This is a genomic window from Duganella sp. CF458, from assembly GCF_900113115.1.
Taxonomy (GTDB): domain Bacteria; phylum Pseudomonadota; class Gammaproteobacteria; order Burkholderiales; family Burkholderiaceae_D; genus Rugamonas.
Window position 1 is genome coordinate 253,584 of record NZ_FOOF01000002.1, and the last position, 16,132, is coordinate 269,715.

General features: G+C 60.3%; 13 protein-coding genes. 11 read left to right on the plus strand and 2 right to left on the minus strand.

Annotated elements, in window-relative coordinates:
• The first annotated feature begins 68 nt into the window (after positions 1–68).
• From BM269_RS04390 to BM269_RS04410, 5 genes are all read left to right on the plus strand, one after another.
• A complete protein-coding gene (locus BM269_RS04390; protein ID WP_090435814.1) occupies positions 69–4,790 on the plus strand; it encodes a glutamate synthase-related protein in 4,722 nt (1,573 codons plus the stop codon).
• A gap of 15 nt (positions 4,791–4,805) precedes the next feature.
• Positions 4,806–6,269, plus strand: coding sequence for a glutamate synthase subunit beta (locus BM269_RS04395; RefSeq protein ID WP_090435815.1), 1,464 nt, complete (start codon positions 4,806–4,808; stop codon positions 6,267–6,269).
• A 90-nt stretch (positions 6,270–6,359) separates the two neighbouring features.
• Positions 6,360–6,572, plus strand: a complete 213-nt coding sequence (locus BM269_RS04400; RefSeq protein WP_090435816.1) for a hypothetical protein — start codon at positions 6,360–6,362, stop codon at positions 6,570–6,572.
• A gap of 327 nt (positions 6,573–6,899) precedes the next feature.
• Positions 6,900–8,321 (plus strand): pectate lyase family protein, encoded by a 1,422-nt coding sequence (locus BM269_RS04405; protein ID WP_090435817.1) that lies wholly within the window; start codon positions 6,900–6,902, stop codon positions 8,319–8,321.
• A gap of 177 nt (positions 8,322–8,498) precedes the next feature.
• Positions 8,499–8,774, plus strand: coding sequence for a hypothetical protein (locus BM269_RS04410; protein WP_090435818.1), 276 nt, complete (start codon positions 8,499–8,501; stop codon positions 8,772–8,774).
• A 408-nt stretch (positions 8,775–9,182) separates the two neighbouring features.
• Here the strand turns inward: BM269_RS04410 and BM269_RS04415 are convergent, their stop codons facing one another.
• Positions 9,183–9,686, minus strand: a complete 504-nt coding sequence (locus tag BM269_RS04415) for a hypothetical protein (RefSeq protein ID WP_090435819.1) — start codon at positions 9,684–9,686, stop codon at positions 9,183–9,185.
• 14 nt (positions 9,687–9,700) lie between these two features.
• A complete protein-coding gene (locus BM269_RS04420) occupies positions 9,701–12,016 on the minus strand; it encodes a TonB-dependent receptor (protein WP_090435820.1) in 2,316 nt (771 codons plus the stop codon).
• 229 nt (positions 12,017–12,245) lie between these two features.
• Here BM269_RS04420 and BM269_RS04425 point away from each other — a divergent pair, with 229 nt between their 5' ends.
• Genes BM269_RS04425 through BM269_RS04450 form a run of 6 tightly spaced genes read left to right on the plus strand, consistent with a single transcriptional unit; the run spans position 12,246 to position 16,075 of the window.
• Complete coding sequence (locus BM269_RS04425; protein ID WP_090435821.1) at positions 12,246–13,049, plus strand: ABC transporter ATP-binding protein; 804 nt, start codon at positions 12,246–12,248, stop codon at positions 13,047–13,049.
• Complete coding sequence (mlaE, locus tag BM269_RS04430; RefSeq protein ID WP_090435822.1) at positions 13,046–13,828, plus strand: lipid asymmetry maintenance ABC transporter permease subunit MlaE; 783 nt, start codon at positions 13,046–13,048, stop codon at positions 13,826–13,828. Before BM269_RS04425 ends, mlaE begins: the two co-directional genes overlap by 4 nt.
• A gap of 30 nt (positions 13,829–13,858) precedes the next feature.
• Positions 13,859–14,329: an outer membrane lipid asymmetry maintenance protein MlaD gene (gene mlaD, locus BM269_RS04435; protein ID WP_090435823.1), complete on the plus strand. Its 471-nt coding sequence runs from the start codon at positions 13,859–13,861 to the stop codon at positions 14,327–14,329.
• Positions 14,326–15,102 (plus strand): MlaA family lipoprotein, encoded by a 777-nt coding sequence (locus BM269_RS04440; RefSeq protein WP_090435824.1) that lies wholly within the window; start codon positions 14,326–14,328, stop codon positions 15,100–15,102. The genes mlaD and BM269_RS04440 overlap by 4 nt, the downstream gene beginning before the upstream one ends.
• A gap of 32 nt (positions 15,103–15,134) precedes the next feature.
• The gene (locus tag BM269_RS04445) at positions 15,135–15,779 is read left to right on the plus strand and encodes an MlaC/ttg2D family ABC transporter substrate-binding protein (RefSeq protein ID WP_090435825.1); all 645 of its coding nucleotides are present in this window, start codon (positions 15,135–15,137) and stop codon (positions 15,777–15,779) included.
• Entirely contained in the window at positions 15,779–16,075 is a 297-nt protein-coding gene (locus BM269_RS04450) for an STAS domain-containing protein (RefSeq protein ID WP_090435826.1), read from the plus strand. The genes BM269_RS04445 and BM269_RS04450 overlap by 1 nt, the downstream gene beginning before the upstream one ends.
• Positions 16,076–16,132 lie beyond the last annotated feature (57 nt).

Below are 16,132 nucleotides of genomic sequence, written 5' to 3' on the forward strand. Positions count from 1 at the left end.
TTTGTTGCGTGATTTTGTGCATTGCACTACTCTGGTTTTTCGTGACCAAAAATTCAGCGGAGAATCGCATGCAAGCGCAAGGTTTGTACAACCCAGCCAACGAACACGACGCCTGTGGCGTTGGTTTCGTCGCCCACATCAAAGGCAACAAGAGCCACTCGATCGTCGAACAGGGTCTGCTGATCCTGAAAAACCTGGACCACAGGGGCGCGGTCGGTGCGGACAAACTGATGGGCGATGGCGCCGGCATCCTGATCCAGATTCCTGACCAGTTCTACCGCGATGAAATGGCCAAGCAGGGCGTCGAGCTGCCGCCGCCTGGCGAATATGGCGTCGGCATGGTGTTCCTGCCGAAGGAGAACGCCTCCCGCATCGCTTGCGAACAAGAAATCGAACGTGCCGTGCGCATCGAAGGCCAGGTCGTGCTGGGCTGGCGTAACGTGCCGATCGACTCGGAAATGCCGATGTCGCCGCGCGTCCGCGAAAAAGAGCCGGTCATCCGCCAGATCTTCATCGGCCGTGGCCAGGATGTGATGGTGACCGACGCGCTGGAACGCAAGCTGTACGTGATCCGCAAATCGTCCGGCCACGCGATCCAGGCCTTGAAACTCATCCACGGCAAGGAATTCTTCGTGCCATCGATGTCGGCCCGTACCGTCGTGTACAAAGGCCTGCTGCTGGCCGACCAGGTGGGCGTGTATTACAAGGACCTGCAGGACCCGCGCTGCATCTCCGCGCTGGCGCTGGTGCACCAACGCTTCTCGACCAACACCTTCCCTGAATGGCCGCTGGCCCACCCCTACCGCCTGATCGCGCACAACGGCGAGATCAACACCGTGAAGGGCAACTTCAACTGGATGCGTGCGCGCGAAGGCGTGATGAAGTCCGCCGTGCTGGGCGACGACCTGCAAAAGCTGTTCCCCCTGATTTACGAAGGCCAGTCCGACACCGCCTGCTTCGACAACGCGCTCGAACTGCTGCTGATGGCGGGCTATCCGCTGGCGCAAGCGATGATGATGATGATTCCTGAGGCGTGGGAAAACCACACGCTGATGGACGACAACCGCAAAGCCTTCTACGAATACTATGCGTCCATGATGGAGCCATGGGACGGCCCTGCCGCCATGGCCTTCACGGACGGCCGCTATATCGGCGGTACCCTGGACAGGAACGGATTGCGGCCTGCGCGTTACATCGTGACCGACGACGACCTGGTGGTGATGGCGTCCGAATCGGGCGTGCTGCCGATTCCCGAATCGAAGATCATCCAGAAATGGCGCCTGCAGCCGGGCAAGATGTTCCTGATCGACCTGGAAGCCGGCCGCATCATCGACGACAAGGAACTGAAGGACACCTACGCCAACGCCAAGCCATACAAGGCATGGATCAATGCGGTGCGCATCAAGCTGGGCGAGCTCAAAATGAGCGAGAGCCAGACCGCCGCCAACGTGGCCAAGTACGGCCCGGCCGCCGGCGAGAAGCAATCCGCCTCGCTGCTGGATCGCCAGCAGGTCTTCGGCTACACCCAGGAAGACATGCGCTTCATCCTGGCGCCAATGGCCGTCAACGGTGAAGAAGCCGTCGGCTCGATGGGCAACGACTCGCCGCTGGCCGTCACTTCCAACAAACTGAAGCCGCTGTATAACTACTTCAAGCAGCTGTTCGCGCAGGTGACCAATCCGCCGATCGACCCGATCCGCGAAGCGATGGTGATGTCGCTGGTGTCCTTCATCGGCCCGAAACCGAACCTGCTCGATACCAACAACGTCAACCCGCCGATGCGCCTCGAAGTGGCGCAACCGGTGCTGGGCTTCGATGACATTGCGCGCCTGCGTTCTATCAGCCAGCACACCGGCGGCAAGTTCAAGTCCTATGAGTTGAGCATCTGCTACCCGCTGGCGTGGGGCAAGGAAGGCGTGGAGGCGTCGCTGGCATCGCTGTGCGCGGAAGCCGTCGACGCCGTGAAGTCCGGCCACAACATCCTGATCATCTCCGACCGCACCGTCGGTCCGGACCGCGTCGCGATCCCGGCCCTGCTGGCCACCTCCACCATCCACCTGCACCTGGTGAGCAAGGGCCTGCGCGCCTCCACCGGCCTGGTGGTGGAAACCGGCTCGGCCCGCGAGACCCACCACTTCGCCCTGCTGGCCGGCTACGGCGCGGAGGCGGTCCACCCTTACCTGGCGATGGAATCGCTGGCCGAACTGGCCCACTCGCTGCCTGGCGACCTGACTCCGGAAGCCGCCATCTACAACTACACCAAGGCGGTCGGCAAAGGCCTGATGAAGGTGATGTCGAAGATGGGCATCTCCACTTACATGTCCTACTGCGGCGCGCAGATTTTCGAAGCCGTTGGCCTGAACCGCCAGCTGGTCGACAAGTACTTCCGCGGCACCCAGTCTAACGTCGAGGGCATCGGCCTGTTCGAAGTGGCAGAGGAAGGCCTGCGCCTGCACAAGCTGGCCTTCGGCAATGACCCGGTGCTGGCCGACGCGCTGGATGCGGGCGGCGAATATGCCTACCGCGTGCGTGGCGAAGACCACCTGTGGACGCCGGATGCGATCGCCAAGCTGCAGCACTCGACGCGCTCCAACAACTACTCGACCTATAAAGAGTACGCCCAGCTGATCAACGACCAGACCAAGCGCCACCTGACGCTGCGCGGCCTGTTCGAGTTCAGGATTGATCCTTCGAAAGCGATCCCGCTGGACGAAGTGGAACCGGCGAAGGAAATCGTCAAGCGTTTCGCCACCGGCGCCATGTCGCTCGGCTCGATCTCGACCGAAGCGCACGCCACCCTGGCCATCGCCATGAACCGTATCGGCGGCAAGTCCAACACCGGCGAAGGCGGCGAAGATCCACGCCGCTACAGCAATGAGCTGAAAGGCATCCCGATCAAGGTCGGTGCGACCCTGGCTTCCGAGCTGGGCAAGGAACAGGTTGAATCGGATATCCCGCTGCAGGAAGGCGACTCGCTGCGCTCGCGCATCAAGCAGGTGGCATCCGGCCGCTTCGGCGTAACCGCGGAGTACCTGAACTCTGCCGACCAGATCCAGATCAAGATGGCACAGGGCGCCAAGCCGGGCGAAGGTGGCCAGCTGCCGGGCCACAAGGTGTCCGAGTACATCGCGCAACTGCGCTTCTCGGTGCCGGGCGTGGGCCTGATTTCGCCGCCGCCGCACCACGACATCTACTCGATCGAAGACCTGGCGCAGCTGATCCACGACCTGAAGAACGCCAACCCGCGCGCTTCGATCTCGGTCAAGCTGGTGTCGGAAGTCGGGATCGGTACCGTCGCTGCCGGCGTGTCGAAAGCCAAGGCCGACCACATCGTGGTGGCAGGCCATGACGGAGGCACCGGCGCCTCGCCGCTGTCCTCCGTCAAGCACGCCGGTACCCCATGGGAACTGGGCCTGTCCGAAACCCAGCAAACCCTGGTGCTGAACGGCCTGCGTAGCCGTGTGCGGGTGCAGGCCGACGGCCAGATGCGCACCGGCCGCGACGTGGTGATCGCTGCCCTGCTGGGTGCCGACGAAGTGGGCTTCGCTACCGCACCGCTGGTGGTGGAAGGCTGCATCATGATGCGCAAGTGCCACCTGAACACCTGCCCGGTCGGCGTGGCAACGCAAGACCCGGAACTGCGCAAGAAGTTCCAGGGCAAGCCTGAGCACGTGGTGAACTACTTCTTCTTCGTCGCCGAAGAAGCGCGCCAACTGATGGCGCAACTGGGCATCCGCACCTTCCAGGAGCTGATCGGCCGCGCCGACCTGCTGGACAAGTCGAAAGCCATCACGCACTGGAAGGCGCAGGGCCTGGACTTCACCAATGTGTTCTACCAGCCGAAGGTGGACGACGGCATGTCGATCTTCCACAGCGAACAGCAGGACCATGGCCTGGACAAGGCGCTGGACCTGAAGCTGATCGCGCAAGCCAAGCCCGCACTGGACAAAGGCGAACGTGTGTCCTTCATCTCGCCGGTGAAGAACGTCAACCGCACCGTCGGCACCATGCTGTCGGGCGAAGTGGCCCTGAAATACGGCCATGCCGGCCTGCCGGACGACACCATCCACATCCAGCTGCAAGGCACCGCTGGCCAGTCGGCCGCCGCCTTCCTGGCGGCCGGCATCACCATCGACCTGGTGGGCGAAGGCAACGACTACGTCGGCAAGGGCCTGTCGGGCGGCCGCATCATCGTGCGCCCGAACACCGAATTCCGCGGCTGGGCTGTGAATAACATCATTGTTGGCAACACCGTCATGTACGGCGCGGTCGCCGGCGAAGCCTTCTTCAACGGCGTGGCCGGCGAGCGTTTCGCCGTGCGTAACTCCGGCGCCACCGCGATTGTCGAGGGCCTGGGCGACCACGGTTGCGAATACATGACCGGCGGTACCGTGGTCGTGCTGGGCGCTACCGGCCGTAACTTCGCAGCGGGCATGTCGGGCGGTATCGCCTACGTGTACGACCCGGACGGCGAATTCCACAGCAAGTGCAATATGTCCATGGTGAGCCTGGAAGAAGTGAAGGCGGCAGGCGACCAGCAGGTCGACAAAGCCACCTGGCACAGCCAGCACCGCAATGGCGAACCGGAGGCCGATGAAATCATCCTCAAACGCTTGATTGAGCGCCACTTCAAACACACCGGCAGCACGCGCGCGCGCCTGTTGCTCGACAACTGGAACGAGAGCCGTGCCAAGTTCGTCAAAGTGTTCCCGAGCGAGTACAAACGCGCCCTGGTGGAAATGGCAGACAACGCCGCGATCGAAGCGGAAACTCAAGCAATCGCAGCGTAAGAGAGGATCATCGACATGGGTAAGATCACCGGTTTCATGGAATTCCAGCGTCAGGAAGAAAGCTACCTGGCACCCGAGGCTCGCCTCAAGAACTATAAAGAGTTCGTCATTCACCTGAGCCACGACCAGGCCAAGGTGCAGGGCGCGCGCTGCATGGACTGCGGCATCCCGTTCTGTAATTCGGGCTGCCCGGTCAACAACATCATCCCGGACTGGAATGACCTGGTTTATCGCGGCCACTACCGCGAGGCGTTGAATACGCTGCACTCGACCAATAACTTCCCCGAGTTCACCGGCCGCATCTGCCCGGCACCTTGCGAGAGCGCCTGCACCTTGGGCATTCACGAGCTGCCGGTCGGCATCAAGTCGATCGAACACAAGATCATCGACGAAGGCTGGGAGCACGGCTGGGTCGTGCCGCAACCGGCCGAAGTCAAGACCGGCAAGAAGGTTGCGGTGGTGGGCTCCGGCCCTGCGGGCCTGGCCGCTGCGCAGCAATTGGCGCGGGCCGGCCACGATGTCACCGTGTTCGAGAAGGCCGACCGCATCGGCGGCTTGCTGCGCTACGGCATTCCCGACTTCAAGATGGAGAAGGTCCACATCGACCGCCGCGTCGAGCAGATGGAAGCCGAAGGCGTGAAATTCCGCACCTCCGTCCTGATCGGCAAGGACTTCCCTGCCACGGTGGCCAACGGCTCCAAGGAAACCATCTTCCCGGAAGACCTGGAAAAGGATTTCAACGCGGTAGTGATGGCCGGCGGCGCCGAAGCACCGCGCGACCTGCCGGTGCCGGGCCGCGAGCTGAAAGGTGTCCACTTCGCGATGGACTTCCTGCCGCAGCAGAACAAGGTCAATGCGGGCGACAAGATCAAGGACCAGATCAAGGCCAGCGGCAAGCACGTGATCGTGATCGGCGGCGGCGATACCGGTTCCGACTGCGTCGGTACTTCGAACCGCCACGGCGCTGCCAGTGTCACCCAGTTCGAACTGATGCCAATGCCGCCGGAGCAGGAAAACAAACCGATGGTGTGGCCGTATTGGCCGACCAAGCTGCGCACCTCTTCTTCGCACGAAGAAGGTTGCGAGCGTGACTGGGCGGTCGCTACCAAGCGCCTGGAAGGCAAGAACGGCAAGGTTGAAAAGCTGATCGCCTGCCGCGTCGAATGGAAAGACGGCAAGATGACTGAAGTGCCGAATTCCGAATTCGAAATGAAGGCCGACCTGGTGCTGCTGGCCATGGGCTTCGTTTCGCCGGTGCAGCAGGTGCTGGACGCCTTCGGTGTCGACAAGGACGCACGCGGCAATGCCCGCGCGCAGACCGAAGGCGACAACAGCTACAAGACCAGCAAGCCAGGCGTGTTCGCAGCAGGCGACATGCGCCGCGGCCAGTCGCTGGTGGTGTGGGCGATCCGCGAAGGCCGCCAATGCGCCCGCGCTGTCGATGAGTACCTGATGGGCAGTTCCGTCCTCCCGCGTTAATCCCGCCTGACGTCAAGCGCACAGCCCAGTGCGCTTGACGATCTTCCTCACGAACGTAAACTGGCTCCACGCATTCCAAGCGAGGCAGCCATGCAAAACGAACCGTCCCGCAAGCAGAACGGCGATACCGAAAGCCGCCTGGCCCGCCTCGAAGCGACATCCGAGCATCTCGTAGCCGATGTCCGCGAACTACGGGCAGATTTCCGGATGGTGATTGGCCTTCAAATCGCGACGCTTGACATGATCGTCACCGTGGGTCTTGGCACTGCGGCGTTGATTGTGAAAGTGTTTGGCGGAAGCTAGCTGGCGGGGTCGAACAAGTCGACCACAGCGTGTCGCTCCCGAGAACTGTTTAACTCATCGTACAACTACGCCATGGAAATGGTCCACCAACCAATTGGCGTGCCGCAACCAATATGCCGGTGCTCATAGCGTGGCTTCAAGCCGGATCGCGAAAACCTCCTTCCCATTTGCGAAAGCAAGGCCGCAATCAATCTTTCGTAGTTGTTCAATAGAAATATTTTTGCGTAACTGGCGGTAATGTTATAGGATGTCTGATGACATGGATTGTTCGAACAAGGTTGTCCTACATGTCAATCCCCTAAACAATTTTCCGGAGATATCTAGGCTATGAAGAAAAGCTTCATTTGCGGCGCCCTGATGTTGATCTATTCCGCCGGCTCGTTCGCGGCCGATTGGCCCAGTGGCTATTCCAAATGCGCTGACCAGGGCAGCACCTGCAAGGTCGGGACCAGCAGTCGACAGGTGTCGTATGGCATCAAGGACAAATGGGTCGTCAAGACGCTTGTTGGCGACGTCCTGTGCGATACCAGCACGTTTGGCAGCGATCCTTATCCCGGCGTGACCAAGAAGTGCGCCGTAGGCCCATTGTCCAGCACCACGCCAACCCCGACGCCAACGCCGGACCCGACCCCAACGCCTGCGCCGGCGGGTAACGCCACCAAGGAGGCCGCACCGTCCACAGGTTGGGCAGGCCAAGGCGGCGGCACCACTGGCGGCGCCGCAGCACCCGCCTCGGCCATCTACCTGGTCAACAGCGGATCGCAGCTGGTCGCAGCCCTGAAAGCACAAGGCAATAATCCGAAGATCATCAAGCTGCAGGGCACGATCAATATGGCCGCAGGCGATAACGGCGGCCCGTTCACCAGCGCCACCGACGAAGGCCTGCGCCTGCAGATCAAGCCGGGCAGCAACACCACCCTGATTGGCGTTGGCAACGACGCACGCCTGGTGAATGGCAATATCGTGCTGAACGGCGTGCAAAACGTCATCGTGCGCAACCTAACAATCCAGAACCCATGCTCGCTCTACCCGGTCTGTGATCCGAACGACGGCAGCAGCGGCAACTGGAACTCGGAATACGATGGCATCACCATTTCGAATTCCCGCAACGTCTGGGTCGACCACAACGTCTTCACCGATGGCTCGATCACCGACGACAAGCTGCCAGTCGAAAACGGCAAGGTCAAGCAATGCCACGACGGGGCGCTGGACGTGAAGAATGGTTCGGACTACGTGACCGTATCGAACAACCGCTTCGAACTGCACCAGAAGAACAACCTGATCGGTTCTTCTGACAGCAAGACCACCGACGACGGCCACTTGACCGTAACCTTCCACAACAACCACTTCCTGAATGTGGCGGAGCGTGGCCCACGCGTACGATTCGGCAAGGTGCACCTGTATAACAACTACTTCGAGGGCTCCCGTTCGCACGCGGTCTACCCTAACCACTACAGCATCGGCGTCGCCTACAAGGCCAAGATCATTTCGCAGAACAACGCGTTTGACATCGCCGGCGCCACGAGCTGCCCGCAAGTCGTGACCAATCCTGGTTCGTCCAGCAAAACCGGCGCGATCACGGATGCTGGCTCGCTGTTGAATGGCGCAGCGCTCAACCTGTCGACCAAGTGCAGCTTCAGCAACCAGGTCGGCTGGAGCGTGCCGTACTCGGTTTCGCCATTGGCCGCGTCGGCTGTTAAGGCATCGGTGTTGAGTAATGCAGGCACTGGCAAGATCACGGTGAACTGATCTTCGCACCCGTCAAGCGCACAGCCCAGTGCGCTTGACGATCTGCCTCATGAGCGTAAACTCGGTGCACGTACTTCAATGCGAGGCAGCCATGCATAACGGGCCATCACGCAAGCCGGACGGTGATCTCGAAGGACATCTGGGTTGGCCATCATTGCCAAACTACGGAGGTGGTCAATGAACGGCGATCCCACGCATAAGCCCAACGGCGACGTTGAAAACCGAGTAGTGCGGCTCGAAATTTTCACTGAAAGCCAGTCAGAAATGTTAAGCCAGTTCAGGGAGGATACACGAGAGAACTTCCGCGACTTTAGGGAGGAGACCAGGGAGAATTTCCGCGATGTTAGGGCGGAAATTCGCGGCGTCCGCGTCGAAATTCGCATCCTCACTGGCATGCTGTTTACTGTTGTGCTGGGGGTGGTTGCCATCCTGGCTAAAGTCTATGGCGCATAACTGCGCTTGAAAAGCCAACCAAGACCAAGTAACGCCAGCTTGGAAATTAAGTGGCTGTACCGACGGCGTGTGAGCAATCAGTATCATCTCGAGGCCGCACGACTTTGCCAGTTCAATTGTTTCATCGGCTGATATCTCAAACACGCGCCGATTCGCAGGAAGTCAGAAGAAGGCTGTCACCGACGTGCGCTTCCCCTTGCTCAACCTCCCCGGTGAATACGAGCTGCGCCTGCCAATCGGAAGAACGTCAATAACCTTTCATTCAAACATGGGTAGCATCAGGACAGCAAGGCCACGCGTATGCTGAGCGGGTTTCGTCGTCTTTTTCATCCATGATGTAATGCTATGCGTTGGGACCCCGTGCGCATTGTAGCCTCAGCTTCCGGCATTGCATCAAGCAAACATCGATCAGCGGTCGGCGTCATTTTCACGGCAACTCAGGGATGCGTACCGGCCTTTGGCAAAAGTGGCCGTGATGCTTACGCTGCGCATTTCTCCCTGCACGTCGACATTGTCGGTGAAGGTGCACTTATTGGCTTCCGCGAATCTTTCAAGGTTTTTGGGGTCGCCATGGACCTTCACCGTGATTCCGGCTCCGGAGTTAACGCAGCACCCCGCATAGTTCGTCATGTACTCTTCTTCGATGACCACGAGCTCGTGCCCCATGAAGGATACCGGCTTGTTCACGAGGTAGTAATCGGTATAGTCAGCGCGCTGGTTGGGTTTCTTGCTGACGGCGCCTTCTCGCATATAGGCCTGGATAGCTTTGCCCGAGTCGCCGGCTCTTTCAGTTGTTCCTGGTTTGAGCCGAAGGGCGTTTGCCAAACCATTTTCCAGCGCGCGCTCATCGGCGGCAGATGCAAGTGAGGACCAGGCGGTAATCACGGCCCCAAGGATGATCTTCTTATACATTCGGGTGTCGCTTTTCAGAATTTCGCGGCGATGCTCATGCCGATGCTGCGTGGCGCCAGTCGATAGCCCTGCACGATCGAGGCGACCTGCGGATGCTGGATTACCTTGTCTTCATCGAAGGCGTTCTTGACGAATGCCGTCAACTGGTAGCGGTCAAGCGAGATACCGGTGCTGAAGTTGACGGTGTGGTAGCCCGGTCGCTGGTAGTCGGTCTGCTCGGGATTCAGCGAGCCTTTGCTTGGGCCGACCCACTGCACGCCGCCCATCACAAAGGCGCTGCGGCCGCTGGCAGTCGAGAAGTTGTATTGTGCGCTGACGGTGCCGTTGTACTTCGGTACGCCCTGCACTTGTGCGCCATTGATTGCGCCGACCACGCCGTTGGCGATGCCGTCGTCGTTCGACAGTTCAGCCTTCACATAGCCACCCGCCGCGCTCAGGGTCAGGCCTGCCATCGGCTTGGCCTTGATGTCGAATTCGAAACCCTTGCTGGTGGCGTTGCCGGCGTTGGCGTTGTAGGTATAGGCGCAGGTAGGCAGGTAGACGCCCTGCTGGATGTTCTTCCACTTTACATAGAACACATCGGCGTTGACAGCGACGCGGCCGCCGAGGAAGCGCGATTTGCTGCCGACTTCATAGCTCCACAGGCTGTCCGGTGAATAGGTAGCCGGGCCTTCGGTGAGGCCGTTTTCTTCCAGGTCGGGGCCGCAGGTGGTCGGCGGCACAAAGACATTGGAGCCGCCCAGGCGGAAGCCTTTGGCGATCGAGCCGTAAATGGTGTGCTCGGGCGCGGCTTCCCAGGTCACTGCATACTTCGGCGTGAAAGCGTGCGACGACAGGTTGGTGCTGCTGTTGTTTCCGGCACCTGCCAGATAGTTGCTGTTGCGTTGGGCCAGTGCGGATTTCGCCTTGAGGTAACGAGCGCCGACCGTGGCGTGCAACGTCGGCGAGAAGTAGTAATTCACTTCGCCGAAGATTGAGCTCTGTTTTTCGCGATAGTGGAACTCCCCGGCGAAGGAATTGTCGTTCGGGAAGGCGCCGGGATAAGCGTCCGGCAGCAGCTCGGGATCGTCGATGGAAAAGCCGAATTTCTCGAACGTCGACGTCACGCCGTGAATAGGATCGTTCTCATTCAGGTTGGTGTGCTGGTTCGAGAAATAGAAGCCGCCCAGCCAGGTCCACGGCGAGCGTGCGGCATCGTAGGGTTTGGAGGCGAGGCGGAACTCCTGCGAAATCTGGCGCACGGCATTGTTCAAATAGACCGTGGACGGCAAGCCGGCAATGGCTTCGATCAGTTCCGGCGGCGCTTTGCCGCCGTCGTCGGTCGAAGTCAGGAACGTGGAGAGGGAATAGCTGTTATAGGCCGAGCCGTTCTGCTGGCGGTCGAATTTGCGCTGGAAGTAGCTGGTGCTGGAAGTCAGGTCAGCCCCGCCCAGGTCCCAGTTGACCGCCAGGTTCGGTGTCAGCAGCTTGTCGATGGAAGGCTCGCGCACCTGCTTCTGCGCGTGGTATGGCGGGCGGTCCAGGTTGAAGGCGGCGATATCCTTGGCGTCCACGCGCTGATAGTAGATGGACGGCGTAATGGTCAGGTCGCGCGTCGGCGCCCATTTCAGCGCCACCCGCAATTCCTGGTCCTTGATCTTGTTGATGTCGCTGGCAAGCACATTGCCGTCGCCGTCCACCTGGTCGATGAAGCCGCCGGAGCGCTGGGCCTGGGCGCCGATGCGCAGTGCCAGTTCATTGGCGACCAGCGGGAAGTTGCCGACCACGTTGGTGGAGTAGCCTGGGCTGCCGCCTTTGGTAGCGGAGGCTTCGGCGTAGGCGCTGATTTCGCGCTCTTTCAGGTCCGGCTCGTTCGGCACGAACTTGATGGTGCCGCCCATCGAGCTGGCGCCATACAGCGTGGCTTGCGGGCCGCGCAGCACTTCCACCCGGTCGATGTCGAAGAACTTGGGTTCCACCGTCCCCATGGTGTACAGGTTGCCCACGGTCAGCGAGACGTCGCCCAGATAGATGCCGACGGTAGCCTGGCCGGCTGCGGAACTGATGCCGCGAATCTCGATATTGGAGGTGCCCGGACCGGCGCCGCCATTGCCGGTGGCGGCGGTGAAGGAAATATTCGGCACGGCGCGCGTCAGGTCGGTGAAATCGTCCACCTGTTGCGCCTGCAGGGAGTTGCCGCTGATGGCGGAGATACTCATTGCCACCTTGTTCGGATCTTCCTTACGCTTTTGCGCGGTCACGGTGACAACTTCGATCTTGTCGCTTTCCGCCCAGGCCTGGACCGAGATAGCCGCCAGGGAACACGCAAGAACCGTCCGACGAATTTTCATGCCTTTTTTCCTCTTAATGAGCCAAAGTTATTAAAATAGCAGGAATTTGCTGCCTTGCAGCACTGAACACCGGTCAACATGCGTTTCAATTTGTAAATTGCTGACCTGCCGGTTATTAGTGTTGTAAAATTTGCCTCTTTAGCCGTGCCACCTGGGCCGCTACGGGGCTCCAAGCAGAGAGAACCGTTTCTGAATTACAATGTGGCCTCAAGAACAAAGAGCGACATCTGTGCCAAATTTAGTCGAAATCCGTGACTTACACTTCAGCTATGGAAAGCGGGCGATCCTGTCCGGTCTCCATATGGACTTTCCTCGAGGGAAAGTCGTTGCTGTCATGGGTGGTTCCGGCAGCGGCAAAACCACCGTCCTGCGTCTGGTCGGCGGCCAGATCCGTCCGCAAAAAGGTACCGTCAGCGTGGAGGGCCAGGTCGTTCACCAGTTGAAGACCAAGGAACTCTACGTGCTGCGCCGCAAAATGGGCATGCTGTTCCAGCATGGCGCGCTGTTCACCGACCTGACCGTGTACGAAAACGTCGCCTTCCCGCTGCGCGAACATACCGACCTGCCGGAAGAACTGATCCGCGACCTGGTGCTGATGAAGCTGCACTCGGTGGGCTTGCGCAACGCTGCCAAGCTGAAGCCGGGCGAAATCTCGGGCGGCATGGCGCGCCGCGTGGCGCTGGCGCGTTCGATCGCGCTGGACCCGCAACTGATCATGTATGACGAGCCGTTCGCCGGCCTCGACCCGATCTCGATGGGCGTGACTGCCAACCTGATCCGCAACCTGAACGATGCGCTCGGTTCGACCACGATCCTGGTGTCGCACGACGTGAAAGAGTCGTTCATGATCGCCGACTATGTGTATTTCCTGTCGCAGGGCAAGATCGTTGCCCACGGCACACCGGCTGACATGATGGTTTCGACTGATCCTTACGTGAAGCAATTCGTGCACGCGGAAGCGGATGGCCCTGTGCCCTTCCACTATCCGGGCAAAACGCTGGCCGAAGACCTGGGCCTGGGAGTCCGCAAATGATGCGCCGTTTCCTGCTGAGCGTGGGTGGTGGCGCACGCGACTACGTGGAAAGCATTGGCCTTTCCGCCCGTACTTTCTTTACCATGCTGGGGCTGTCGCCCGGCCTGCTGCGCCGCCCGCGCCTGCTGGTTGAGCAGCTGCATGTGATCGGTAACTATTCGCTGTTGATCATTATCCTGTCCGGCCTGTTCGTCGGCATGGTGCTGGGCCTGCAGGGTTACTACACGCTCAATAAATACGGTGCGTCAGAGTCGCTGGGCTTGCTGGTAGCCTTGGGCCTGACCCGCGAACTGGGCCCGGTGATCACGGCCCTGCTGTTCGCCGGCCGCGCCGGGACTTCGCTGACCGCGGAGATCGGCCTGATGAAGGCCGGAGAACAACTGTCCGCCATGGAAATGATGGCCGTGAATCCAATCCAGCGCGTGCTGGCGCCGCGCTTCTGGGCAGGCGTGATTTCGGTGCCGCTGCTGACCGGCATGTTCAGCGCGGTCGGTATCCTCGGTGGCTACCTGATCGGCGTTGGGCTGATCGGTGTCGACGAAGGCGCGTTCTGGTCGCAGATGCAAGGCGGCGTAGACGTGTGGAAAGACGTATTCAATGGATTCGTGAAAAGTGTGGTGTTCGGCGTAGCCATCACTTATATCGCGCTGTACCAGGGCTATGAAGCCCAGCCCACCCCGGAAGACGTTTCCGGTGCGACGACGCGCACGGTGGTCATCTCTTCCCTGATGATCTGGTGGCTCGACTTCATGCTGACGGCGCTGATGTTTAGTAAGTAATAAAGTAGCTCGCTGATTATAGGATTTGATATGCAACGTAAATCTCTCGACGTTTGGGTTGGCCTGTTCATCGTTATGGGCGCTGCCGCGCTGATGTTCCTGGCCCTGAAGGCAGGCAACCTCGGTTCCATGACCATGGGCAAGACCTACCAGGTGACCGCCCGCTTCGACAATATCGGTTCGCTGCGCCCGCAGGCTGCCGTCAAGGCATCCGGCGTGGTGGTAGGCCGCGTTGCATCGGTCGGCTTCGACGACAAGGTGTACAAAGCCGTGGTGACGCTGGACATGGAAGAAGGCTTCAAATTCCCGAAGGACAGCTCGGCCAAGATCCTGACCGCCGGTCTGCTGGGCGAGCAATACATCGGTATCGAAGCCGGTGGCGACGACAAGAACCTGGTCGCCGGCGACCGCATTGCCCGCACCCAGTCCGCAACCGTGCTGGAGGACTTGATCAACCAGTTCATCTATAGCAAGGCAGCCGAAGGAAAGGACTCCCAATGAGCAAATTCCGTACCCTTGCCGTGAGCCTGGCCGTAGTTGGTACCCTGGGCGGCTGTGCCGGTCCCAACCCGCGCGACCCGTACGAAGGCTATAACCGCGCCGTCTTCAACTTCAACGACAAGGTGGACGAGTACGCGCTGAAGCCGACCGCCACCGTCTACAAGAACGTCACCCCGGGCTTCTTCCAGACCGGCGTGAGCAATTTCTTCGGCAACCTGGCCGACGTCTGGACCGCCGCCAACAACCTGCTGCAAGGCAAGGTTGGCGATGGCATGTCCGACTTGATGCGGGTGGCGATGAACTCGACCTTCGGCCTGCTGGGCGTGCTCGATATTGCTTCCGAAGCAGGTTTGCAAAAACACAAAGAAGATTTCGGCCAGACCCTGGGTTCGTGGGGGGTGCCGTCCGGCCCTTACGTGATGCTGCCGCTGCTGGGCCCGTCCACGGTGCGCGACACGGTCGCCCTGCCGGCCGATATCTCCGCCGATCCATGGCAATACAAAGATCCTGTCAACGTGCGCAACATCGGCACCGTTACCCGTGTTGTGGACCAGCGCGCAGCCCTGCTGGACGCGTCCACGCTGCTGGAAGATGCCGCCCTCGACCGCTACGAGTTCATCCGTGACGGTTGGATGCAACGCCGTAACAGCCAGGTTTACGATGGTGAAGACGGTCCGCAGGACAAGCAAAAGCAGCCTGAAGTGGAGGACGAGGCGCCAAAGCAGCCTCAGGCTATAATGCCGGAACCGGCTGAAACCAAACCCAGCCTGTGATCCGGAACACAACCCTACATAGGTAAAGAACAATGAAACTGATCAAACAACTGATCGCGGTCGCAACGGTAGCTTTCGCCACCAGCGCATTTGCCGCTCCTGCTCCTGCCAACGAAGCGCCGGACGCACTGGTCAAGCGCATCAGCTCCGAAGTGCTGGAAACCGCCAAGTCCGACAAGGAGATCCAGGCCGGCAACCAGAAGAAAGTCATGGACCTGGTGGAAACCAAGATCCTGCCTTACGTCGACTTCCAGCGCATGACTTCGCTGGCCGCCGGCCGCTACTGGCGTGAAGCGACCCCGGACCAGCAAAAGCAACTGGCTGCCGAATTCCGCACCCTGCTGATCTTCACCTACTCGGGCGCCCTGTCCCAGGTGAAAGACCAGACCGTCGATTTCAAGCCGATGCGTTCGTCCCCAGGCGACACCGAAGTGGAAGTGCGTTCCCAGGTGAACCAGGCACGCGGCGAGCCGATCCAGCTGAACTACCGCGTCGCCAAGACCGATGCCGGCTGGAAGATCTATGACATCAATGTGCTGGGCGCCTGGCTGGTGGAAGCCTACAAAGGCACCTTCGCTTCGGAAATCTCGAAAGGCGGCATCGACGGCCTGATCAAGACCCTGTCCGAAAAGAACAAGAAGCTGGCTTCCAAGCCACTGAAGACTGCAGGTAAATAATGCCTGATACCATTGCTTCCAATCAGCTCGCGCTGAAATCGCTGACCGTGGCCAACGCCACGGAGGCGCTGGCTCACGGACTGGCTGCGCTGCGCGCGGGCCAAACCGTGTTCGACCTGGGCCAGGTGGAAGCAGTGGACTCCGCTGCCGTGTCAGTCATGCTGGCATGGCAGCGCGCTGCCGTTCAACACGGCATCAAGCTGGAACTGCGCAACCTGCCAGGACAGCTCCAGAGCTTGACCAAGCTCTACGGCGTGTGCACGCTCGTGTCGCCCGCCGACCTGCATCATCATTGACCCCCGCCTAATCCTCGTATCTGGCCCGCCGTATCTAGCCGGTATCAGGGGCCAACA